Source organism: Flammeovirga sp. SubArs3, assembly GCF_947387565.1.
Taxonomy (GTDB): Bacteria; Bacteroidota; Bacteroidia; order Cytophagales; family Flammeovirgaceae; genus Flammeovirga; species Flammeovirga agarivorans.
The window spans coordinates 33,605-57,531 of record NZ_CANDOA010000012.1; the positions used below are offsets into that span (position 1 = coordinate 33,605).

General features: G+C 34.6%; 18 protein-coding genes. 10 read left to right on the forward strand and 8 right to left on the reverse strand.

Annotated elements, in window-relative coordinates:
• Positions 1-30: 30 nt before the first annotated feature.
• Complete coding sequence (locus QL232_RS23760; protein WP_281616052.1) at positions 31-372, forward strand: hypothetical protein; 342 nt, start codon at positions 31-33, stop codon at positions 370-372.
• A 151-nt stretch (positions 373-523) separates the two neighbouring features.
• Here QL232_RS23760 and QL232_RS23765 read toward each other — a convergent pair whose 3' ends face one another.
• The 3 genes from QL232_RS23765 to QL232_RS23775 all read right to left on the reverse strand — a co-directional run bounded on the left by QL232_RS23765 (position 524) and on the right by QL232_RS23775 (position 4,962).
• Positions 524-994: a peptidylprolyl isomerase gene (locus QL232_RS23765; RefSeq protein ID WP_168881960.1), complete on the reverse strand. Its 471-nt coding sequence runs from the start codon at positions 992-994 to the stop codon at positions 524-526.
• Positions 995-1,053: 59 nt separating this feature from the next.
• Positions 1,054-4,296, reverse strand: a complete 3,243-nt coding sequence (locus QL232_RS23770; RefSeq protein ID WP_281616053.1) for a PAS domain-containing protein — start codon at positions 4,294-4,296, stop codon at positions 1,054-1,056.
• Between the two features lie 63 nt (positions 4,297-4,359).
• Positions 4,360-4,962 carry a thymidine kinase gene (locus tag QL232_RS23775; RefSeq protein WP_168882098.1) on the reverse strand — a complete coding sequence of 201 codons (603 nt, stop codon included), beginning with the start codon at positions 4,960-4,962 and terminating at the stop codon, positions 4,360-4,362.
• 134 nt (positions 4,963-5,096) lie between these two features.
• On the opposite strand from QL232_RS23775, the gene miaA reads away from it, so the two are divergent.
• From miaA to recQ, 6 genes are all read left to right on the forward strand, one after another.
• The gene (gene miaA, locus QL232_RS23780) at positions 5,097-6,002 is read left to right on the forward strand and encodes a tRNA (adenosine(37)-N6)-dimethylallyltransferase MiaA (RefSeq protein WP_281616054.1); all 906 of its coding nucleotides are present in this window, start codon (positions 5,097-5,099) and stop codon (positions 6,000-6,002) included.
• 27 nt (positions 6,003-6,029) lie between these two features.
• Positions 6,030-7,553 carry a PAS domain S-box protein gene (locus QL232_RS23785; protein ID WP_281616055.1) on the forward strand — a complete coding sequence of 508 codons (1,524 nt, stop codon included), beginning with the start codon at positions 6,030-6,032 and terminating at the stop codon, positions 7,551-7,553.
• A 52-nt stretch (positions 7,554-7,605) separates the two neighbouring features.
• Entirely contained in the window at positions 7,606-8,034 is a 429-nt protein-coding gene (locus tag QL232_RS23790; protein ID WP_211093230.1) for a response regulator, read from the forward strand.
• 21 nt (positions 8,035-8,055) lie between these two features.
• On the forward strand, positions 8,056-9,708 hold the full coding sequence (locus QL232_RS23795; RefSeq protein WP_281616056.1) for an ATP-binding protein: 1,653 nt from the start codon (positions 8,056-8,058) through the stop codon (positions 9,706-9,708).
• Between the two features lie 11 nt (positions 9,709-9,719).
• Complete coding sequence (locus QL232_RS23800) at positions 9,720-10,772, forward strand: response regulator (protein WP_168881966.1); 1,053 nt, start codon at positions 9,720-9,722, stop codon at positions 10,770-10,772.
• A gap of 288 nt (positions 10,773-11,060) precedes the next feature.
• Positions 11,061-13,235, forward strand: a complete 2,175-nt coding sequence (gene recQ, locus QL232_RS23805; RefSeq protein WP_281616057.1) for a DNA helicase RecQ — start codon at positions 11,061-11,063, stop codon at positions 13,233-13,235.
• Between the two features lie 85 nt (positions 13,236-13,320).
• Here the strand turns inward: recQ and QL232_RS23810 are convergent, their stop codons facing one another.
• The 5 genes from QL232_RS23810 to QL232_RS23830 form a co-directional block, all read right to left on the reverse strand.
• On the reverse strand, positions 13,321-15,453 hold the full coding sequence (locus tag QL232_RS23810; protein ID WP_281616058.1) for a M3 family metallopeptidase: 2,133 nt from the start codon (positions 15,451-15,453) through the stop codon (positions 13,321-13,323).
• 146 nt (positions 15,454-15,599) lie between these two features.
• The gene (locus QL232_RS23815; RefSeq protein WP_168881969.1) at positions 15,600-16,499 is read right to left on the reverse strand and encodes an NAD kinase; all 900 of its coding nucleotides are present in this window, start codon (positions 16,497-16,499) and stop codon (positions 15,600-15,602) included.
• 2 nt (positions 16,500-16,501) lie between these two features.
• Positions 16,502-17,173 (reverse strand): CBS domain-containing protein, encoded by a 672-nt coding sequence (locus QL232_RS23820; protein WP_281616059.1) that lies wholly within the window; start codon positions 17,171-17,173, stop codon positions 16,502-16,504.
• Between the two features lie 176 nt (positions 17,174-17,349).
• Positions 17,350-18,105, reverse strand: coding sequence for an alpha/beta hydrolase (locus QL232_RS23825; RefSeq protein ID WP_281616060.1), 756 nt, complete (start codon positions 18,103-18,105; stop codon positions 17,350-17,352).
• Between the two features lie 114 nt (positions 18,106-18,219).
• Positions 18,220-20,142: a DUF885 family protein gene (locus QL232_RS23830; protein ID WP_281616061.1), complete on the reverse strand. Its 1,923-nt coding sequence runs from the start codon at positions 20,140-20,142 to the stop codon at positions 18,220-18,222.
• Positions 20,143-20,315: 173 nt separating this feature from the next.
• Here QL232_RS23830 and QL232_RS23835 point away from each other — a divergent pair, with 173 nt between their 5' ends.
• From QL232_RS23835 to murA, 3 genes are all read left to right on the forward strand, one after another.
• Complete coding sequence (locus QL232_RS23835) at positions 20,316-21,521, forward strand: chorismate-binding protein (RefSeq protein WP_281616062.1); 1,206 nt, start codon at positions 20,316-20,318, stop codon at positions 21,519-21,521.
• Positions 21,522-21,701: 180 nt separating this feature from the next.
• Positions 21,702-22,340 carry a peroxiredoxin family protein gene (locus QL232_RS23840; RefSeq protein WP_168881974.1) on the forward strand — a complete coding sequence of 213 codons (639 nt, stop codon included), beginning with the start codon at positions 21,702-21,704 and terminating at the stop codon, positions 22,338-22,340.
• Positions 22,341-22,605: 265 nt separating this feature from the next.
• The gene (gene murA / locus QL232_RS23845; RefSeq protein ID WP_281616063.1) at positions 22,606-23,919 is read left to right on the forward strand and encodes a UDP-N-acetylglucosamine 1-carboxyvinyltransferase; all 1,314 of its coding nucleotides are present in this window, start codon (positions 22,606-22,608) and stop codon (positions 23,917-23,919) included.
• Positions 23,920-23,927 lie beyond the last annotated feature (8 nt).

A 23,927-nucleotide genomic window follows, 5' to 3' on the forward strand; every position in this document is an offset into this window, starting at 1 on the left:
CTTTTTTTATATTCGCAGCCCAATTGAAAAATGTTCTTAGTTTTTAACAAACTTATTCCTGTAAAGGGTTTTGCCGCAATGGCTGTTTATCCTTTTATATTTGTCCGTTCAGAGTGTAAAAGTTATCAACACTCTGAGCGTTGGCAAATACTTATCAGACATGAGAAGATACATTTTGAACAACAAAAAGAATTACTGTTGATATTTTTCTACTTGTGGTATGTCATTGAGTATTTCATTCGATTAGTTATCCACAAGAATTCTAATGAGGCTTACAGAAATATTAGTTTTGAAAGAGAAGCTTACAAAAATGAGGGGAATATCAATTATTTTTCAACAAGGAATCGTTTTTCATGGCTTAAACACCTCTAAATGTTGATAACTTTTTAAAATCAACAAAATCACAAACAATTTACACTTTCTTAATTGTGAATAAGTTGTATTATGTTGATAAGTTGAAATAAAAAAAGCCATCTCTAATGAGACGGCTTTCATATCTTTATGATATATCAATAAGCTGATATTACATTTTCTTTACTTCTCCTAATTCAGGATCTCCTTCCTCTCTTACGATTTCGATAGAAAGAATTTTATCTCCTTGACGAACATCATCAACGATGTCTACATTCTCAATTACTTTACCGAAACAAGTATGGTTACGATCTAAGTGAGAAGTTTGGTCACGGCTGTGGCAGATAAAAAATTGAGAACCACCTGTATTTCTACCTGCATGTGCCATTGAAAGAACACCTCTATCGTGATATTGGTTATCGCCATCTAATTCACATGCGATTCTGTAACCAGGACCACCATTACCAACACCGTTAGGGCAACCACCTTGAATTACGAAGTTAGGGATTACTCTATGGAAATTTAAACCATCATAGAAGTTATGCTCTGCAAGATCTACGAAATTTGCTACTGTGTTTGGAGCGTCGTTCACAAACAATTCAGCTGTCATGTCTCCTTTTTCAGTCTTGATGATTGCTTTCATTTCTAAAATTTTATAAATGATTAATAAAATAGCGTTGCAAAGGTAATAAATTCTACCGCTTAACCATGGTTTGGTCGTAAAGGTGTGATGTTAATCATTGCTGAAACAACAACATTCTGATCATCATATGTTCTTTCTACAGAATTTCCTTTTTCCAATACTAAGATTCTATCATTATTATCTAAAGTCAGTGTGTAGGTTTCAAAGTATGACTTACCATTTGCTATTGCAGTTGCTATATTATTCATCGCTACTTCATATCTCAACTGATCTTTAGAGGAAACATATCTATCTAAAGTAGTGTCTTCACCAAAAAAGTTTTTCCAAGAACCACCATTTTTCACAATGTGTGATGGATTATTTGAATCTCTATATATAATTGGTACTGGTACTTTTTCTACTCCAGAATCCATAGATCCTTCAAATTCCAGCTTAGAAGCAATACTACAGATGGCATAAATCTTACCTGCACTATTCACCATTGGGAACTTCACACATTTGTATTTTGTGCCATCTTCTCGAGAGTCTAAAAATGAAATCTCTGTTTCTTGTTCAGAAATAGCTTCATCAATTTCCCAAATCTCTTCACCTTTCTCTGGTCCAAAGATCTCAACATCTGTTTTTCCAATGATATCAAAATCAACATCAATAGATTGTATATAGGTTTGATCTGCCATGATGTATTTACCATCAAGATCTTTCATATACACTTCAGCATCATAAGTATCAAAAATTGCCTTTAACTGACGTCTTGATTCTTCTAATTCGCTTTCTCTATTTTTCGTATCTGTAATATCATGGAACATTACTGTTGCTCCAACAATAGAACCATCTTCAGCATATATTGGATAGTATCTTGTATCCATAATTTGCTTAGACGTTCCTACCTGAATAATCATTTCATCGGTAAAGATATTACCGTCTAATGCTTTTCTAATATTCGTATGGTATCTGTCTCTATTTTCTGGACGTACCATATCTAATATTACTGTTTCTCCTTCAACAATTTGTAAGCCTCTTGATTTCAATGCCTCTTTCATGGCATTGTTTACCAAGGTAACGACCATCTTCTGATCTATTGCTAATACATAATCATGAGTTACATCCAAGAATGCTTTCAAGTTCGCTTCTCTGATAGAAAGTAATTTCTGACTATGTTCTAATTCTTTGGTCGAAGAAATATCATTAATAGCACCTGCAAAACGAGTTGCTTTGCCATCTTCATCATGTTTTACTGCTCCTGAAATATGGAACCATCTATACGTACCATCTTTCATTCTCAGTTCTACATCGATAGCATTTTGTGCAATACCAAGGTGGTCTGCAATTAAGCTATTAAATACTTTTAAAGTCTTATCTCTATTTAATGGGTGAATATTAGAAATAAAGGTTTCCAAGCTATTTTCTAGTTCACCTTCTTCATAACCCAATAATTCTTCAAATCTTGATGACCACCAGAATTGCGTATCGTTATTTAGCTCTCCATTAATTAAAGCTGCATCCCAAATACCTTCTGTTGTTCCTTGTAAAGCAAGATCAAAACGCTCTAATGTTTTCTCTAGCTCTGTCGTTCTTTCTTTTACCTGCTCTTGAAGATTATTACGAAGTGTTTCAAGTTCTTTCTGACGACGCTCCATTTCTTCTTGAGTCGCCTGAAGTTCTTCGTAATTCTGTCTCATTTCTTCCTCTTGGCTTCTTAGGTGGTCCCTTTGCTCTTGAGAAGAAAGTAGTAAAGTCTTAGTTCTTTCGTTGTTCTTTGCTGTTCTTAATGTAGAAGCAATTGATTCTGCCACTTTCTCAACAAATTCCACTTCGAACTTCTCGATTTCTTTAAAGCTCGCAATTTCAAGAACACCTTCTACCTCATCGTTGATTTTCAATGGAACGATAAGCACTGCTCTTGGTGTTGCATCACCTAAGCCGGAAGTAATGTCTGTATATCCTTGTGGTACATCATTGAGGTAAATAGTTTCGCCTAAAAGGTAAGACTGACCTAGTAAACCTTCAGCAAAACGGCCATCAATATGTATTTTCTTTTCAATAATTCTTTTTCTCTCGAAAGCATAAGTGGCTTCAAGGTTCAGAAAGTGCTCTCCCTCATCCGTTTCTTCCATGAAGTAAAGCTCTCCTTGGTTGGCTGATAAATAACCTACCAATTCTGAAATGATGGAATTTGATAATTCTTTAATATCTGAATTCTGACGAAGAATATCGCCAAAATGAGCCATACCTTTTGTAATCCAGTTACGCTTTTCGTCCTCATCAGCTACATCTTTCAAACGACTACGCATCTGCACAAGAGCATTACCTAGCATATCATGCTCACTAGCAGGATTGAAATTAGCTTCGAAATTCCCTTCACCAATATCTAATGCAAATGCTGAGGCTCTATCCAAGTTATCTCTCAGTTTATTAGATGATAGAATGATATCATTCATCTCATCAGTGGTTTCATCAATTGATTCACCTAAATCACCAACGGACAATCTATCCAACTGATCGATTGGTTTTTGGAGTGAGGTATTTAATGTTCTGATTACTAAAAGTGATGATCCAATGGCCAAAATAGCGAAGAATGCAGTAACAAAAGCAATCGATGAGTTCGCACTATCGATATCTTCATTAATTCTCTTAACATCGTCCAACATGGCTTTTTGCTGCTGTTGAGATAATGGACCAAGATATTCTCTAATTTCTGCTTTTAGTGGGGAGATATTATTTAACAGGTAGTCTACAATGTATTCGTCTACTTCTGTTTTCTTTTTAAAACTTTCTAGTTTGAGCCTTAAGGTCAAGGAATCTAATTCCTCAACGTCTTCTTGAATAGCAGCAAAATCTGTGATATGCTGTTCAAAATATAATTCCAAGTCATCTTGACCGTGTTTGTATTCTTTCAATAAGATACCAAGGGCATCAATTGAACGTCGGTCTTGTGAAGTCAGTTGTTTTCCTAATTCTTCGAGTTTTTCTAATGCTGGCAGGATATCAGTATCCCAAAGTGAGTTTCTTTCATCTTTGTAGCTATCGTCTTTTGTAAGAAAATAACCTCTTTGAGCCGCAGAAACACGATCCAGACCTGCATTTATTCTTGAAGTCATGACAGTGATAGGGTTTCTGGTTTGAATTACCCTATCACCAACATCACTTACCAATTTATTTTGATAAACTACAAGAATAGTAAAAGTGATCAAAATCAGAAGGTAGGATGCGGTTAATAGCACATTTCTACCCTGGATTGTCCTAAAACTAAAATAACGTATTATCTGACGTCTAAGCGTCTCTTTATCAATTTGTTTTCTCATTGAGAAGTCTATTTTTCAGCTTGATAACGTAGAGTCATCAGGTAGAAAACTGAGACTCTGCAATTATGATTCTGCTTGACGTGATGACATTCCTTTTTGATAGCACTTTCTACATCTTGCTTCGTAGGAATCTGTTTCCCCTAGAAGTACTTGTTCTTTTGAAGCAGAAAGGCGATAAGAATACAACGCCGGCTCACCACATTGTACACAAATAGCGTGCAATTTTGTAACGTATTCTGCAATTGCCATAAGTTCTGGCATTGGTTTAAACGGTTTTCCTTGAAAATCCATGTCTAAACCGCATACAATAATACGATGACCTTTGTTGGCTAATTCAACACAAACATCTACGAGTTTGTTATCAAAAAATTGTGCCTCGTCAATAGCTATAACTTCATTTTCGCTAACATATTGTGTAATCTCGTCAGCAGTTTTAACCGGAGTGGAAATAATTGAATTAGAGTTGTGAGAAACGACGTTTGAGTCGTGGTAACGGGTATCGACTGCAGGTTTAAAAATATGAACCGTTTGCTTAGCAATTGTTGCTCTATTTACTCTTCTGATTAACTCTTCTGTTTTACCAGAAAACATAGATCCGCAAACAACTTCTATCCAACCTATTTGCTTTTCTTCTGTACGGTCTTGGAATCTAGGTTCTACAAACATAGTATTAATATCTTGAAAATTCAGTGGGCAAAGGTACACTTTTGTTTGCATCAATCCTCACATTATTTGTAAATGCTTTCCTAGTTATTGTTAACTTTGTGTGATGATAAAAATCCAGTATCAAATCACATTAAATGTCAGATAAAGAAAATGTATTAGTCGTAGTGGTTGGACCAACCGCGGTAGGTAAAACAGATTTTTGTGTCCAGTTAGCAAAATCATTAGAAACAGAGGTAGTTTATGCTGATTCCCGTCAATTTTTTAAGGAAATGCAAATCGGAACAGCAAGGCCAACTATAGAGGAAATGCAAGGTGTTCCTCATCACTTTGTTGGACACTTATCTATCGACGAAGAATACAGTTTCGGACATTATGAAAAAGATGCTTTAGCGTTATTAGAAGAACTTTTCCAACATCATAAATATGTTATACTTTCTGGTGGTTCTGGTATGTATGTAGATGCTGTGTGTAAAGGTATCGATCCGATGCCAACTAGTGATCCTGCAATCAGAAATGCTTATAACAAAAAGCATGAGGAAGAAGGACTAGAACCGCTACTAAAGGAGCTTAAAGAAAAAGATCCTGAATATTACGATAAAGTAGACAGGGCCAACTACCAGAGAGTTATCCGTTCACTAGAAGTAATGGCTATAACTGGAGAACCTTACTCTAGCCAACGAAGTACTTACATTGCTAAAAGACCTTTTAAAATCATCAAGATAGGTTTAGATCGTGATCGACAAGAATTATATGATCGTATTAACCTTAGAATGGATTTAATGCTAGACAATGGTTTGGTAGAAGAGGTAAAAAGTATGTTGCCCCATAAAGATAAAAACGCGCTACAAACTGTAGGGTATAAAGAAATATTTGACCATTGGGATGGTAAACACGATTGGGACAAGGCTGTTGAGCTACTTAAAAGAAACAGTCGAAGATATGCTAAAAAACAATTATCCTGGTTTAGACGAGATGAAAATACATTTTGGGTACATCCAGACCAATTAAAAGAGACTATCGAGTTTATCCACAAAGCCTAATAAATAAACGAAATCAATCACTGAATAATGAGCGACATTAAATCAATTTTTAATCAAGATTCAAACCCATTAGCAGCTTTATTTAACGCTGCATCTGAAGGAATTATCATTTGTAATAAGAAAGGAATCATTGTCACAGCCAATCCTATGGCCGATAAAATTTTCGGTTATGAAGATGGTGAGTTGATCAATGAACCATTAGAAATTCTTTTACCCGATAGTATGAAAAAAATGCATGTCGGATTAAGAGATGGATATATTAAAAACCCGAAGACTAGAACAAAAGGACTCGGAAAAGAATTTTTAGCTCAACGAAAAAACAAAGATCAGTTTGTTGTTGAAATAAGCATCAGTTCATTACAGTTAGATGGAGAATTACATGTTGCTGCGTTTATCAATGATATCACTAAAAGAAAAGAAGCGGAGAAAGAAGTAATCGAACAAAGACAGCTTTTAGAATATTATGCTGACTATGCTCCGGCGGCGATTACGATGTTGGATAAAGATTTTAGATATCTTGTAGCCAGTACGCGTTGGAAAAAAACCTTTTTAGGGGACATCAATGAAGAAATAATTGGAAAGAAGATCTTTGATCCTATAGAATATTTTTCTCAAGAATGGATTCCTATTTTTGAAGAAGTGGTCAAAGGGAAAAAATCAGGTATCCAACTTGACTATGTAAAGCGAAGAGACAATAAAACGGCCTGTATTGAATGGCAAGCACACCCTTGGTATAATAATGATCGCGAAATTAGCGGCATTATTGTTTTTGCTGAGGATGTGACAGAAAGAGTAGAAAATGAGAAGAAGGTAAAACTCTACCTTCAAGAGCTTATAGCAAAAAATAGAGAGCTAGAAGATTTTGCTTATGTGAGTTCCCACGATTTACAGGAACCACTTCGAAAAATCCGTGCTTTTGGTGATCGTCTAAAAACAAAAGAGAAAGAAAAGCTTTCTGAGAAAGGACAAGATTATATAGATAGAATGTTGAGTTCTGCAGAGAGAATGCAACAACTTATCTCTGACTTATTACGCTTTTCTAGAATCACTTCAAAAGCCAAAGATTTCGAACAGATTAATCTCAACAATGTGTTAACTGATGTTATTTCTGATCTTGAAATTGCAATTAATGAAGCAGAAGCTGAAATTCGTATCGATCACTTACCTAACCTAAAAGGAGACAGTACTCAGCTGAGACAATTGTTCCAAAACCTCATTTCCAATGCTATTAAATTCAAAAGAGATGATGCCAAACCAATTGTTGAGGTAAAGTACTTACCAGAAGATCATGGTGAAGACGTTATTCAAATTGCTGTGAAAGATAATGGGATTGGTTTTGATCAGAAATATAGCGACAGAATTTTCCAAATCTTCCAACGATTAGAAGGTAGAAAATACAATGGTTCAGGAATAGGATTAGCCATTTGTAAAAAAATTGCACAACGACATGGTGGTGATATCACTGCACTAAGCAATATAGGAAAAGGGACCACTTTTTATATTACGTTAAGAACAGACCTGGAGAATCAGAACCTGGATATTAACGCATAATTTTTTAAATATTACACTTAAATATACCCTCATAATGTTTTCACAAAATCTAATGACAATACTTTATGCTGATGACGATCCCGAAGATCGAATGTTAACACAAGAGGCCTTCGAAGAAAGTAAATTAGCATCTCAACTCTTTTTTGTAGAGGATGGAGAGGAATTAATGGAGTACCTTAATCACGAAGGAAAATATAGTGATACAAAAGAATATCCACTTCCTGACCTGATTCTTTTGGACTTGAATATGCCCAAAAAAGATGGTAGAGAATGTATAAAAGAAATAAAGGAAATCGAGGAAGTAAAAAATATTCCAATTGTTGTATTAACAACTTCAAATAATGAAGAAGATGTCCTAAAAACTTATAACTTAGGGGTCAGTTCGTTCATCACAAAACCTGTAACATTTGATTCAATGGTTGATATTGTTAAATCCTTGAATCAGTACTGGTTTCAGATCGTTCGATTACCAAACAAATAACTGAAAGAAAGATAACTATAAATGCCTTTTTCTAATTTAATAGAGCACCCGAGTTCGACCATTCGAGTACTCCTTATTGACGATGATGAAGATGACTACATCATCACAGAGGATATTTTGGACGATATCCCCTATCGAGAATACCATCTTGATTGGGTTTCTAATTATGAAACGGCACTAGAGTACATTAAAAAAGGTGCTCACGATGTATATGTTGTTGATTATTTACTCGGTGCGAAAAGTGGCTTAGACCTGATCAAAGAGTCTTTGTCAGACAGAGAACAACATGTCCCTTTTATTTTACTTACTGGTCAGGGTGATGTAAAAGTGGATGAAGAAGCCATGAATGCAGGTGCTTCAGACTATTTAGTAAAAGGACAGATGACTCCTCAACAATTAGAGAGAGCTATTCGTCACAGTATTTTACATAGTCAGCACATCAATCATATTAAAGATCTTAATGAACAATTGGAACAACGTGTTCAAGACAGAACCCGCCAATTGGACAAAGCCATTAAGACTTTACAACGCTCAAATGAAGATCTTGAGCTTCAAATCAGCGAAAGAAAAAAAGCAGAAGAAGAATTACTGAAAAGCCAGGCGATCTATAAAATTATCGCACATAATTTCCCATACGGTATTGTTGCTGTTCTTGATGAAAACTTGAAATACATTTTCGCAGACGGTAAAGGATTTAAAGACCTTGAATTGGATGGTGAAAAAATTATTGGTGCACAGTTTTTCCAATTCCTAAGCAGTAACGACCCTTCTAAAAAAGAAGAATACAAACAAAAGTTTTTCCTTGCTAAAGATGTGATCACCACGGGTGAGGAAACCATTTTTGAATTTGGATATAAAGACCTAAATTATTCTGCGATCATCGTTCCTATTAAAAATAGTAGGAAACAAACTAAACAACTTTTGGTAGTGATGTTGAACATCACTCAGCAAAGAAAAGCAGAAACAGAAATTCTAAAATCACTCAAAAAAGAAAGAGAGCTCAACGAGTTGAAAAGTCGTTTTGTATCAATGGCATCTCATGAATTTAGAACTCCTTTAAGTACGATTTTATCGTCAGTTTCACTGATTTCTAGGTATACTTCAGAGTCACATCTAGAGAAAAGAGAGAAACATATCAAACGTATCAAATCAAGCGTTAACAATCTTACACAAATTTTGAATGATTTCCTTTCTATTAGTAAATTAGAGGAAGGAAAAGCAAAGGTACATTTATCAACTGTTCAGATAGATACATTTTTAGATGGTATCTGTGATGAGATGATTCCTGTGACTAAACAAGGGCAAAAATTTCTCATTTCGCATGAAGGAGGATCGAGTATAAAAACAGACCCTCAAATTCTAAAAAATATTATCATCAACCTATTGTCAAATGCCATAAAATACTCCAACATAGGTGACCGTATTTGGGTTCATTCTGAAATGGGTAAGGACAACATAAAAATCAGTATTAAAGATGAGGGAATGGGAATTCCGAAAAAAGATCAAGTACACTTATTTTCTCGATTCTTTAGAGCTGAAAATGCCATCAATATTCAAGGAACTGGCCTAGGATTAAATATTGTTCTTAAATATCTCGAAATGCTGAATGGAGACATTTCTTTTGAAAGCAAAGAGGATGAAGGAACAACTTTCACTATACAAATACCGAATTAATTAATATAAAAATGAAAAAGATACTTCTGATAGAGGACAACCCTGAAATGCGAGAGAATACATCTGAGATTCTGGAGTTATCTAATTATGATGTTATTACGGCAGAGAATGGAAAAGTGGGTGTTGAAAGAGCTAGAACAACCAACCCTGACTTAATTATTTGCGATATTATGATGCCAGAATTAGATGGTTACGGTGTTCTTTTTGCTTTGAGTAAAGATCCGAATACAGCGAGTATACCATTTATTTTCTTAACGGCTAAAGCTGAAAAATCTGATTTCAGAAAAGGCATGAGCCATGGTGCTGATGATTACATCTCAAAACCTTTTGATGATGTTGAATTATTAGATGCTATTGAAAGCCGTTTAAAGAAAAGTGACATAGTGAAAAAACGCTACGAGCAGTCTGCTGATGGGTTTGACTCTTTTATTAGCGATGCTCGCGGTATGAATAACTTGGAAAAACTTTCTGAAAATAGAAAATCACGTTCTTACAAAAAGAAAAGTGTTTTATTCTATGAAGGTGACCACCCGAACGCATTACTTCAGATTGTAAGTGGTAAAGTTAAAACTTATAAGACGAACGAAGACGGTAAAGAATATATCACAGGTATTCATGGACCTGGCGACTTCCTAGGTTATGTAGCATTACTAAAAGATGTTCCTTACCCAGAGTCTGCCATGGTATTGGAAGAATGTGAAATCACTATGATTCCAAAAGAAGATTTCTTCTCATTGATTCATAATAATAGAGACGTATCTCACTCTTTCATTAAACTATTAACTAGAGAAGTGATCGAGCAAGAAGAAAAACTTTTAAAGTTAGCTTACGGTTCTGTAAGACAACGTGTAGCAGAAGTTTTACTTCAATTAGATAAAAGATATCAGCAAGGACCAAACGAAAGAATGTCGATTACTAGAGATGATTTGGCTAAAATCGTTGGTACAGCAAAAGAGACGTTGATTCGTACTTTATCTGATTTTAAAGATGAGCGTCTTATTGAAATCAAGGATAAAAATATTACAATTATCGATTTAGCGAAATTAGAAAGACTAAGTCATTAATAATTTCATTATATTTGATGTAGCAAAAAGGTTTGTGAATAATTATCACAAGCCTTTTTTAATGTTCTCTCATTTTCTAAACTAACGGCAATGTTAACAAAACAAAAAATCAACTATTCAAAATGGTTAAGATTATCTGCTATGAAAACTAATACTGATTTTGTATATTCATATGCGGGATGAAGAAATTATAGAAAAAATACACTTTTATTCCACTTACAACTATTAGACATTCAATTATTTTGGCTTATGTTTATTTGCCAAATAATTCATTGACAACGAAGTTATATGGCTAGTACTAAGGTACAATCACAGTTAAAAGATAAACTGAAGGAAGTATTTGGTTACAATCAATTTCGCGGTAATCAGGAAAAAATAATTACGCACATACTTGAAGGTAAAAATACTTTTGTCATCATGCCTACTGGCGCTGGTAAATCACTTTGTTACCAACTTCCTGCAATGATGAAAGAAGGAACCGCAATTGTGATTTCTCCTTTGATTGCATTAATGAAGAACCAAGTAGACCAACTTCAAGCTTTAGGTGTGCATGCTAGTTTTCTTAATTCTACTTTATCAAAAAGTGAAGCAAACAGAGTTAAGAAAGAGACACTAGAAGGAAAAACTAAGCTACTTTATGTTGCTCCCGAATCTTTAACAAAAGAAGACAACATTCAACTTCTTAAAAAGTCTAAGATTTCATTTATCGCTATTGATGAAGCTCACTGTATCTCTGAATGGGGACATGATTTCCGTCCTGAATACAGAAAGATTAAGCAAATAATAGAAGCAATTGGTGATTTTCCAATTATTGCCTTAACCGCTACAGCAACTCCTAAAGTGAGGGCTGATATTCAGAAAAACTTAAAGATGGAGGATGCTAACATCTTCCTATCTTCTTTCCATAGAGACAACCTCTATTATGAGGTTCACCCGAAAAAAGATCCTAAAGTTCAACTGATTAAATTTATTCGGAAACATCAGAATAAATCAGGAATCGTCTACTGCTTAAGCCGTAAAAAGGTTGAAGAAGTAGCTGAATTTTTAAGAATCAATGGTATCAATGCACTTCCTTACCATGCCGGTATGGAATCTTCTGTGAGGATGGGGAATCAAGACGCCTTCCTTAATGAGGACTGTGATGTTGTAGTTGCTACGATTGCATTTGGTATGGGTATCGACAAACCGGATGTGAGGTTCGTAGTACATTACGACGCACCGAAGTCTCTGGAAGGTTATTATCAGGAAACAGGTAGAGCAGGTAGAGACGGCTTAGAGTCTTTCTGTATGATGCTCTTTAGCCCTGATGACATCTCTAAGTTAGAGAAGTTCCACAAAGACAAATCTGTTACTGAAAGAGAAAATGTGCATATACTCCTACAGGAAATGAGTTACTATGCAAACTCTTCTGTTTGTCGTACTAGACAACTTCTACATTACTTTGGAGAAGATGTGGAGCACAATTGCGGACATTGTGATAATTGTAAAACAAAACATGCTTCCTTTAATGCTAAGGAACAAATCCTTATTGCAATACAAGCTGTCCAGGAAACAGAAGAACGTTTTGGAATTGAACATATCTGTAATGTTATCACAGGAACTAAATCGGATTATGTAACCAGTTATCATCATGATGAGCTTGAAACTTTTGGTAAAGGAAGCGATCATGATATACAATATTGGGAATCCATCATCCGACAATCCATGATCAACAGTTTCATGGGAAAAGATGTTGATAATGTTACTATCATAAAGGTTTCTGAAAAAGGAAAGAAATTCCAAAAGAGTCCTTTTGATATTGATTACACTCAGGATTATCAGTGGCCTTCAGAGTTAGAAGCTTTAAATGAAGAAGCCATTGTTACCAATGCTTTCGATAAAGAGTTATTCGACTTATTAAAAGCAAAACGTAAGAAGTTAGCACACCAAAAAGGTATTCCACCTTATGCTATTTTCCAAGAACCTTCTTTGGAAGAAATGGCAACGACTTACCCTGTTTCGAATGAAGAATTAATGCAAATTAATGGTGTTGGTGCAGGTAAGGCTAAAAAGTTTGGTAAACCTTTTATTGATATCATTGCAGACTATGTTGAGCAAAATGAGATTACTACGGCAAAAGATGTAGTAGTAAAGTCAACAGTCAATAAGTCAAAATCTAAAATTGCTATCATTCAGCAAATCGATAGAAAACAAGATATTGAAGATATTGCCGAATCCTTAAAAGTATCTTTTGATGATGTATTGGATGAGATTGAAAACATCTGTGATTCTGGTACAAAATTAAATCTTGATTACTATATAGAAACCATCATGGACGATGATCGAATTGAGGAGATTTATGATTATTTCATGTCTGCTGAATCCGATTCTATTGATGATGCTTTTGATGAGCTAGATGAAGATATTGGAGAAGATGAAATTCGACTAGTACGTGTTAAGTTCTTATCTGAAGTTGCAAACTAGTAGAAATTTCAACCTCTTGAAATATAAAAAAAGAGTTACCAATTCATTGATTGGTAACTCTTTTTCATATAAACTGAATTGATTCTTAGTTCATAAACCCTCTATCACGCATTAATGCTTTATAATCAGCATCTCTACCTCTAAATAAACGGTATGCTTTTGAAGGATCCATTGCATTTCTAGGAGCAAATAAGTATTTCACTAATCGATCTGCAATTTCTTTATCATAGTATCCATTTGGTGATGCTTCAAACACTTCTGCAGCATCTGCTGTTAACACATCTGCCCAGATATATCCATAATAAGCTGCTGCATATCCTTCACCTGAGAAAATATGACCGAACTGCGTAGAGCGGTGACGCATTACAATTTCTTTAGGAAGACCTAGTGCTTCTAATGTTTCTTTTTCAAAGGTAACTGGATCAATATTTTTAGGATCTGTTGTATGATATTTCATATCCATTAAAGCTGATGCCAAATACTCCGTTGTCGAAAACCCTTGATTAAAAGTAGATGCTGCTTCAATTTTCTTTAATAATGATTGAGGCATTGGTTTACCTGTTTTTACATTCGTCAAGAAACCATTGATAACTTTATCAGTCGGTAACCATCTTTCTAATAATTGAGATTGGAACTCTGTATAATCTCTTACTCCGCTATTTGATGTAGGGTATTTCACATCTGCTGATAAGAAGTGCAGTGCATGTCCAAATTCATGGAAAAATGTTTCTGCATCACTCCAAGAAACTAACGCCACATCACCTGGTGCTGGCTTAATAAAGTTCGAGTTATTTGATGCCAATACAATCTTCTCTCCTTGATAAGAAGTAAAACTTCTGTATGTTGTTGCCCATGCTCCAGAACGTTTACCTTTTCTTGCATATGGATCTAAATACCAAAGGCCAATTACTTTACCTGAAGACTTGTCATTTACTTCCCAAACACGAACATCTTCATCAAATACAGGAATCTCTCCTTTTGGAAGTTCTTTAAAATTAAAGTTGAATAACTCCCCTGCGACAAAGAACATTCCTTCTCTTAGTTTTTCCAGCTGTAAATATTGTTTTACCTCATCAGAGTCCAAATCATATTTAGCTTTTCTGACCTTTTCTGCATAGTAGCGATAATCCCAAGGTTCAATTGTAATCTTATCTCCTCTCTTATTGGCTACAGCTTGCATATCGGCCACTTCGCGATGAACTGTCTCTACTGAGGCTTCCCATACTTTTTCCATCAAATCCATAGCATTATCAGGAGTTTTTGCCATACGATCTTGTAAACGCCATGTAGCATAATTACTATACCCCATCAGCTTTACTCTTTCATCTCTTAGCTTAAGGATTTTTGCAATGATGGCATTATTATCATGCTCATCTCTGTTATCGCCTCTTTTGATATAGTTGGTCCAAACTTCTTTACGGATAGCTCTTTCGTCAGAGTACGTAAGGAACGGTTCCATGAAAGATCTTGTATTTGGTACTGCATACTCTCCTTTATGGCCTCTATCTTCTGCTTGCTTTGCTGATGACTTGATAAATGAATCAGGCAATCCACTTAATTGATCTTTGTTCAGATAAACAACATAGTTTTCTTCATCAGCTAATACATTATTAGAAAAGTCTGTGTACAAAGTTGACAACTCACTCTGAATGGCAGCATAACGTTTTTTCTTTGCAGGATCGAGATCTGCACCACTCATTACAAACCCTTTATAAGTAAGCTCTACTACTCTTTGAGCTTCTGCTTCTAAAGGTTTTTTCTGACTTGCTTCATACACCGCTTTCACTCTTTTGAAGAGTTGTTCATTTTGACTGATTTTAGAGGAGAATGCTGAGATCTTTGGTGCTAATTCTTTACTGATTTTTCTTAACTCAGGAGTGGATTTATTAGATCTCCAAATACCATAATAAGTAAAGGCTCTATCTAATGCTGCCCCCGACTTTTCCATTTCGATTATGGTATTCTCAAAAGTAGGTTCTTCTGTACTATTGGCAATTGCATCTATTTCTGCCAATTTCATTTCCATTCCTTCTTCAATCGCACTTTTTAGATCAGATAACTGCATTTTATCAAAAGCAGGTACACCTCCATACGGACCTTTCCATTCTTGTAATAGAATATTGTTCGATGAATGCTGATTTTCTTGTTGATCACTACACCCTATTGTTAAGCATGCCAAAGCCACGCCTCCAATGAGAGATAAAATTGATTTTCTCATGATGGTTTAAATAATAAAATAAGTTTCGATGGTTGTTTGCTACTTCAATCTACTAAAGATTATAAGGCGAATATAAAAAGAGTCATCCATAATAAATAATAGATGACTCTTTCTCGTTTTTTTATTATCATTCAGGTAATATCTACCTATTCTTTTGCATAATTTCGGTTATCCAATCCCCAGTTTAGTTTTTTCCTTAAGGTATCTAAGAATTTTTCACCTCCGCCAGTATTAACCAATTTTGCTTTAAATGGACATTTTTTTACTGCCAATTCAATGGTAGCATCTACCGGTTCTGAGCGAGAGTCCAATGAAACTAAGAAGTTTTTCGTTCGTCCTTCGATCTCAAATGAAATTACACTTTGATCCGATACAATCAATGGTCTTACATTTAGGTTATGGGGACAAACTGGTGATATAATAAAGTTTTCCGATCCAGGAATTACTACTGGTCCTCCTACACTTAGTGAGTATCCTGTTGAACCAGATGGTGTTGATACGATTAATCCATCAGCCCAATAAGAATTAAGATACTCACCATTAAGGTAAGTATGTACCACGATCATTGAAGAGGTATCTCTTTTTAAAATCGTAAACTCATTTAGACCAAATTTAATGCCTCCAAAAAGATCTTCTCTATCACTGACCACTGTAAGCATTGTTCTTTCTTCAATGGAGTAATAACCATTAATCAAAGCATCAATCGTTTGAGAAAAATTCTCTCTTCTGATAGAAGCCAAGAAGCCTAATCTACCTGCATTAACACCTACTATTGGAATTTCCAATTCCTGAACATAAGTAAGTGCTTGCAGCAAAGTACCATCACCTCCAATTGAGATCATGAAATCTATTCCTCTCAATTCTTCTGTAGTACTAAAAACTTCAAGCTGTTTGAAAAGTTCAGGTTCTATTTTTTCAAGATAGAGTGCTAATCCATCAGAAATCATTAATTCCAATTCAGGACGATTAATAATCTCATAAATAGAATTGATTAAAAATTCGCTTCTTTCTTTTTCTAGTTTACGGCTGTGTAAAGCAATTCTCATTTTTACAGTTCTAAGTATCGCATCAGGTTGTCCAATCGATCACGACCTTCGTCTTTTCCTTCAGCAAACGCAGAAGAGAATATCACATTCATGCTAAAACGCTCAAATGTCGCCAATACAGCTTCTACATTCATTGTATTTAATTTCAAAGTAACGATTACCATTTTGGCATCGTTTGTATCAACTTCAACAAAAGCTGACAATATTTTTACATTGTTTGATTCCACCCATCTACTCAAATCTTCCAATGAGTAATGGATAGCTTCTATTCTTAATGCTACAACACTGCCTTCAATTTGGTCAGCATGCATTCTTGCCACTTCGTCCATCATATCTTTTACGATAATGGTGCCGTGGTATTTATTTTCTTTATCGACAACAGGGATGATTTCTACATCAAATTCATCAACTATTCTTAGACAGTCATACAAATGTGTTGTCGGTAAAACAGATACTTCTTCGTTTGATAATGGTAGTTTAACAGATTTTACTCCTTCAGATAAATCAAGGTCAAAGAAATCCTGCTCCATCACCATACCGATATATTTATCATCCTTAATAACCGGCAGTGATAGAATATTTAATTCTTCATAATATGAAAACACACACTCCAAACTCGTATCTGGGGTAATGCTTGGTAATGTCGTTGTCAACAAATCTTTCGCTATTTGCATATCATCTATAAGTAGTTTGATGAAAAGATATGTGTATATACGTAAAATGGGAGATAAATGTGTTGAAATACATCAACATTTACCTCCCATTTTAAACTATGAGTTTCCTCACAGACTCTATTTCAAGATGTAAATCCAGAGAAATCGAGTGAAGGTTTCTCTAAACTACATTATTGTTAGTTATTTCTCAAGAAATCATCAACTAACATGTTGAATCTGTTCGGATGTTCCATCATTGGAGCATGACAACACTTATCAATAAAGTGTAATTCAGCGTTTGGTATTAAACGGTTGAATTCATGCCCTGCCGAAGGAGGTGTAATTGTATCGTTCAGTCCCCAAATTAACAATGTAGGGCACAAAATGTTTTTTAATTCATCACGAAGGTTGTGCTTCTGAGCAGATCTTGCATAGTATACAATACGTAAACACTTTGCATTATCTGAAGTTACTTCATACACTTCGTCTACTAATTCTTTAGCTGCTACTTCAGGATCATAGAAAGTATAAGCTACTCTATCTTTAATAAAATCGTAGCTACCACGTTTAGGATATGATAATCCCATACCTGATTCATATAAACCTGATGATCCAGTAAGAATTAACTTCTTTACTTTATCAGCATTTGCTAAAGTATACATTAAAGCAACGTGTCCTCCTAGGCTATTGCCTAGTAATGAGAACTCTTCCAATTCGAAATCAGCAACAAACTTTTCAGTGTAAGTTACAAGTCCTTCTAAATTAGATTCGTTTCTTGGTGAATCGTAGATAGGCAACATAGGAATGAGTACACGGTATCTCCCTGAGAAGTAACTTAATACATCTGCCCAGTTACTCAATGCGCCGAACAGGCCATGTAAAAGTATTAATACTTCTCCCTCGCCTTCATCTATATATTTAAATCCGTGTTTTTCTCGAACAGTTAAATTCATATTAATTCTTACTGTAATCGTTGCTTAAAAAATTACGTGCAAAGATACGATTTAATTTTAAGTTGTGAACTATTTATCAATAGGACAAAAAGAATATGATGACAATCATCTGAGCTACTCTGCTTTTAAAATTTCTTTGTAGCTACTATATGTTAATCCTCCTTGAATAAACAACTCACTCATTACCTCTCTACCTATCTGATTATCAATATATATATTGCGTTCTTTACAAACCTGATCTACCAATTTCATAGCAAAGCCTTTAGCAACAAAGCTTGCAGGAAGAGATGTAGACTTTTCTACAATTTTTTCAGAATCTCTGAAATTTAATATTGAGTTTTCAAAAACATATTCTACCGCTTCTCTTTTTGTCCATAAAAAGTGATGGATACCCAAATCGCAACGCATCATGATAGCATTATTTAATCTCCAAATTTGATAAAGTGCTCTCTCTTCTAACGTTGCACTTTTATAATATGTGGATAGATAAATATTTTTCCAAAATTCAACGATGTAGTTAAAACTTAATTCTCTTCTAAAAAGTGGTAGTTTTTTATTCTCTAATCTATACTTTGACCATTCGTCCTGGGCTGCAGAAGATATTGCAAAAACAGGCATCATCATCTCTTGGTATTTACTCAGTGAATCGCATAGATAAACTCTACCTGCTCTACTACTATCAAAACTACCTTCATAGTAAAAAGGTTCAAGATCGAAGTTGCTCATAAAATGAGGGAGTCTTCGAATTTCTATTGGTTTGTGTTGATTTTTGATAAAGGGAGCAGCTTGAAAATACTTCTGAAAATCATTGTAGACAAACCATTTCTGATCGATATTTTGCTTTTGATAAAAGGACTCAAATTGCTCTCTCAATGTCGTTCCTTCTAAGCCTAAAGAATCGAATAAAACGCCTAATTTTTTCTTTTCTCTAGAAACTAATTTTCTTGCTTCATAATTAAGGTTTCTAGGACGAAAATCATTTTCAATTTCCTCTTGGTTTAGGCCACAAGTATATTGTATCAAATGTCTGTAATAATCATCTCCTTCCTTTTCAAATCGCATTAATGTGATTTCTTCTTCGGCTTGCATATACACCTCATCGACAGTTCTCATTAAAGCATCAAAAGAGGGAATAACACTACCTTCAATAGCCTTTTTCAATTGATATTCTAGCTCAGGAAGTTTCTGTTTGATATCATCATTATCCAGTTGTGTCACTTTAGACATAAAATCTTTATAAAAGATATTCTCTTCTAATGGTACACTTAGAAATGCCTCTAATTGTTTGTGAATTAAAGCTAGGATTACTTTTGGAGGCAAAGCATGGTCTTCGTTAATATTAAAGTGATGTATTGCCTCTTCCAACGACTCATTTTCCCTTCTATAGAGAATTCCTTTTGAAGTTTGTCGGTTTTCAACCTCGCTAGGAAACAAAGGCTTCCCAGAGATCAATTCTGAAACTTTATCTTGAGCTTCCTCCAAACGGTAAATGTAGTTGTAAGCTTCATTTACATTTTCGATGGAATGACAATTGATCATGAAAAGAGGTAATTGGACTTGAATGCCTTCAATATGATCAATTGGGTATTTTACATGCTCATAAATCCAACGGTCAAGAATATTGACCTCCATTAAAAACTCAAATATATCTCTTGAAAGTTTTTCGTCTTTCGTTAATTTTTTTCTGTCATATCTTGATAAGAATTCCAACTCATCTTTCAGGTATTCAAAATCTTTTTCAGTCTGAATTAATGACTCATTGTTTAAGCTTCCTTCTAAAGAAGAAGAAGCATAAGGCCATTTAAATGCTTTCGTTTTTGTTAATAGTTCAGGATGAGATAATGTATAATCATAAAAGAAGCGATCCAATAAAGTATACATCTTGGATGGGCGGAAAAACCAAGTATTAATACGGTCACTTACTAATACAATTAGAAAAACAAGAATTGCAGATTGAAGATACCTTAACCAATGATTTCTGAAATGAAATCTAATTTTTTCCCAGTAAAACTCTTTATATATTTTATTGAATTTCATTTTTTCTTAAAAAACTCTTATCCTGTAGATGATTAACAAGAATTGAAGGATTCATCAGCAATAATCGATGATATTCTAATACATTTGCAAATACTAGGCTAATAATTCTTAAATCAGTTGAACTTATAGATTAATTATAAGTTACAATAATATAGAACTTCGTTACTAAGAAATTGAAAAAGAGTTATCATCATACAGATCAAATAGTTTTAAAGACTTTAGACTTCGATAGTTTATTATCCGTTGCACTCGAAAGTGGACAGCCCTTTGCTACTTGGAAAATGCCCAACGAAAATACAAAAAGCATCGTAGTCTCATTGCAAAAGGAAGCCATGAGAGTTACTCCCGATCTAGAAGAGTTACCGAATGGTTTTTTAGCACATCCTTTTCATGATACAAGTAAAAAAGCTTATTTGATCCCCGCTGACATCTACTATACCACTGAAATGGATCATATCGATTTTTCTAACGATTATGATTACGATACCAAAGTTAGAGTAGAGAAAGCAATCAACACTTTTGATCCCTCTAAGCCACTTAGAAAGTGGAAAAGAAACATGCTAAAAGAGCATTTCCCACCAACCTCCAAAGAACATTTTGTAAATATTGTTGGTGAGAGTGTCAAAGCAATGCAAAATGAAGAGTTCTTAAAAGTAGTATTGTCAAGAACAAAAGAAGCTGGATTAAAAGATGATTTTTCCCCTATCGATTTCTTTCACCGATTAAGTGAAGCTTATCCGACTGCATTTATATCAATGTGCTATATTCCTAATGTTGGACTGTGGATGGGAGCATCTCCGGAAACATTAATTAGTGTTGACGAAAATGGTATTTTCCGTACTGTAGCTCTAGCAGGTACTCAAGCAAGTAATGGCATACACCCAAGGGACGCTTCTTGGAAGAGTAAAGAAATTGAAGAGCAAGCATTAGTAAGCAGATACATCATCAATTGTTTTAAGAAAATACGTTTAAGAGAATTTGAAGAAAAAGGGCCTCGTACTGTTGCTGCGGCTCACTTACTTCATTTAAAAACGGATTTTAAAGTAGATACAAAAGCTACAAACTTCCCACAATTAGGCACAGTGATGTTAGATTTACTACATCCTACTTCTGCTGTTTGTGGTATGCCAAAAGATATTGCGACACAGTTTATTCTAGACAATGAACATTACAATAGATCCATTTATAGTGGATATATTGGGCCTATTGGTTTAGAAAATAAGCAGCATCTTTTTGTCAATTTAAGGTGTCTTCAATTATTCACAGATCATGCATTACTTTATGCTGGTGCAGGTATTACATCTGACTCAGATCCAGAGAAAGAATGGAAGGAGACAGAATTAAAAATGGATACTATGCTCAAGCATTTGAATGCATAATCCTAAATCATGATTATCAGATCGTTGATATTTTATATCAATAAATTTCAAGATATTTTGTAAGGAACCGTGGTTTTAGTTGTCTAACTAATACTTACGGTTCTTTTTATTTATCTTTCTAAGTCAATTGATAAATAAATTATGTGCCTACATTAAATATTCAGATTAAAGACATAGATCATGAAAGTACTACTCAAGTTTATCTTACTATCATTACTTTTCACATATTCTACTTATGCACAAGAAAAAGATATTTATGCTAAATATGGAATTGAAGTAGAAACATTACAACCAGGATTAGAAGTTGGAGATATAGCACCTGATTTTACAGGAGTTGATCAAGATGGAAATACTTTTACCTTATCAGAAGCCATTAAAGAAGGTCCTGTTGTGGTCAATTTCTTTAGAGGTAGTTGGTGTCCATCTTGTTATAAACATCTTAAAAGTATTCGAGATTCTCTAGACTATATTTATGCTACTGGTGCTAAAATAATTATGGTAAGTCCTGAAGAAAAAGAAAGCCTAGATGCCTTTGCTAAAAAGAAAAACTTTACTTTTCCGATGATCTCAGATGTTGACATGAGTATCATGAACAACTATAAAGTCACGTTCGAAGTAACTGAAAAATATCAGAAGAAAATTAAGACCTTTTTATTTACCGATATCGCGGCAAACAATGCGATACATCAAGCGTCATTGCCGGTACCTGCCACATATATTATTGGAAAAGATCAGAAAATAATAGCCAAGCAATATAACCCTCAATATTCTGTCAGAATGTCGCCTACAGCCATTGTACAAGCATTAACATCAGAATAAAAGGAAGACATTAAACATTTTGAGTGAATTCGTTAAAAGTTTAAATCACTAAATAGTGTTTTATTGATGAATTGATTAATATTGATGTGAGATATTCGTTAAGTTGAGTATCTCACATTTTTGTTTAGAAGAAACCTAAGAAAATTGATATAAATAATGATTGTACTCTTTTCTATTCACCCAGTAGTAGGAGTCCTATTCAGATCATTATTCTCATCAAATTTTCATTGAAATCGATATCATCTCAAAATAATTATAAACTACTATGTCAACAGGACAAGGAGAATTTATTGTTGAGGGAGGACACCGTTTGAGCGGTGAGATTACTCCTCAAGGTGCAAAAAACGAAGCACTACAGATTCTATGTGCGGTACTGCTTACCGAAGAAAAAGTGACTATACATAATATTCCAAATATTATTGATGTCATGAAATTAATTGACATCCTTGCAGATTTTGGAGTAAGAGTTGAAAAGTTAGGTGAAGGTTCTTATGAATTTGAAGCCAAAGATATAAATATTGACCACTTACATTCTGAAGACTATTCACAAAAGGCTTCAAGATTAAGAGGTTCTATTATGGTACTAGGTCCATTATTAGCTCGTTTCGGACAGGGTAAAATCCCTAAACCGGGTGGGGATAAAATTGGTCGTAGAAGATTAGATACTCACTTCTTAGGCTTCAAAAAGCTAGGAGCAAAATTTGAATATACTGAAGATGGGTATTTTAAAATTGATGCTACCGATTTGCATGGTACATACATCTTATTGGATGAACCATCTGTAACAGGTACAGCCAATGTAATTATGGGTGCTGTAATGGCGAAAGGGAAAACTACTCTTTACAATGCAGCATGTGAGCCTTACATCCAACAGTTGTGTAAAATGTTGAACCGAATGGGGGCAAACATCTCCGGTTATGGTTCTAACCTTATCACTATTGAAGGTGTTGAATGTTTAGGCGGCACTACTCATACTATGCTTCCTGATATGATCGAAATTGGTAGTTTCATTGGTTTAGCTGCCATGACTCAGTCTGAGATTACTATCAAAAACTGTCGTATTGATGAGTTGGGACAAATTCCAACCGTATTCAAGCGTTTGGGTATTCAAATGGAATTTAGAGGTGATGACATCTATATTCCTTCTCAAGAATCTTATCAATTAGATCGTTTTATCGACGGCTCTATTCTAACGGTAGCAGATGGTCCTTGGCCATTGTTTACACCAGACCTTTTAAGTATTGTATTGGTAACTGCCATTCAAGCCAAAGGTACTGTTCTTGTGCATCAGAAAATGTTCGAATCGCGTTTATTCTTCGTTGATAAACTGATTGACATGGGTGCACAAATTATTTTAAATGATCCTCATAGAGCTACTGTTATTGGTATGAACAGACAGTCAAATCTTAAAGGGATCAAAATGAGTTCTCCAGATATTAGAGCTGGTGTGGCATTATTAATTGCGGCACTTTCTGCTGAGGGTACTTCTGTTATTTCTAATATTGATCAAATCGACAGAGGATACCAAGATATCGAAGGAAGATTAAAAGCTCTTGGAGCTAAAATCGAAAGAAGATAAGAAGTAGC

What these genes read in the sequence shown, in the direction of transcription:
- QL232_RS23760 (WP_281616052.1), top strand. Translation starts at nt 31, where the DNA reads ATGTTCTTAGTTTTTAACAAACTTATTCCTGTAAAGGGTTTTGCCGCA.
- QL232_RS23765 (WP_168881960.1), bottom strand. Translation starts at nt 994, where the DNA reads ATGAAAGCAATCATCAAGACTGAAAAAGGAGACATGACAGCTGAATTG.
- QL232_RS23770 (WP_281616053.1), bottom strand. Translation starts at nt 4,296, where the DNA reads ATGAGAAAACAAATTGATAAAGAGACGCTTAGACGTCAGATAATACGT.
- QL232_RS23775 (WP_168882098.1), bottom strand. Translation starts at nt 4,962, where the DNA reads ATGTTTGTAGAACCTAGATTCCAAGACCGTACAGAAGAAAAGCAAATA.
- miaA (WP_281616054.1), top strand. Translation starts at nt 5,097, where the DNA reads ATGTCAGATAAAGAAAATGTATTAGTCGTAGTGGTTGGACCAACCGCG.
- QL232_RS23785 (WP_281616055.1), top strand. Translation starts at nt 6,030, where the DNA reads ATGAGCGACATTAAATCAATTTTTAATCAAGATTCAAACCCATTAGCA.
- QL232_RS23790 (WP_211093230.1), top strand. Translation starts at nt 7,606, where the DNA reads ATGACAATACTTTATGCTGATGACGATCCCGAAGATCGAATGTTAACA.
- QL232_RS23795 (WP_281616056.1), top strand. Translation starts at nt 8,056, where the DNA reads ATGCCTTTTTCTAATTTAATAGAGCACCCGAGTTCGACCATTCGAGTA.
- QL232_RS23800 (WP_168881966.1), top strand. Translation starts at nt 9,720, where the DNA reads ATGAAAAAGATACTTCTGATAGAGGACAACCCTGAAATGCGAGAGAAT.
- recQ (WP_281616057.1), top strand. Translation starts at nt 11,061, where the DNA reads ATGGCTAGTACTAAGGTACAATCACAGTTAAAAGATAAACTGAAGGAA.
- QL232_RS23810 (WP_281616058.1), bottom strand. Translation starts at nt 15,453, where the DNA reads ATGAGAAAATCAATTTTATCTCTCATTGGAGGCGTGGCTTTGGCATGC.
- QL232_RS23815 (WP_168881969.1), bottom strand. Translation starts at nt 16,499, where the DNA reads ATGAGAATTGCTTTACACAGCCGTAAACTAGAAAAAGAAAGAAGCGAA.
- QL232_RS23820 (WP_281616059.1), bottom strand. Translation starts at nt 17,173, where the DNA reads ATGCAAATAGCGAAAGATTTGTTGACAACGACATTACCAAGCATTACC.
- QL232_RS23825 (WP_281616060.1), bottom strand. Translation starts at nt 18,105, where the DNA reads ATGAATTTAACTGTTCGAGAAAAACACGGATTTAAATATATAGATGAA.
- QL232_RS23830 (WP_281616061.1), bottom strand. Translation starts at nt 20,142, where the DNA reads ATGAAATTCAATAAAATATATAAAGAGTTTTACTGGGAAAAAATTAGA.
- QL232_RS23840 (WP_168881974.1), top strand. Translation starts at nt 21,702, where the DNA reads ATGAAAGTACTACTCAAGTTTATCTTACTATCATTACTTTTCACATAT.
- murA (WP_281616063.1), top strand. Translation starts at nt 22,606, where the DNA reads ATGTCAACAGGACAAGGAGAATTTATTGTTGAGGGAGGACACCGTTTG.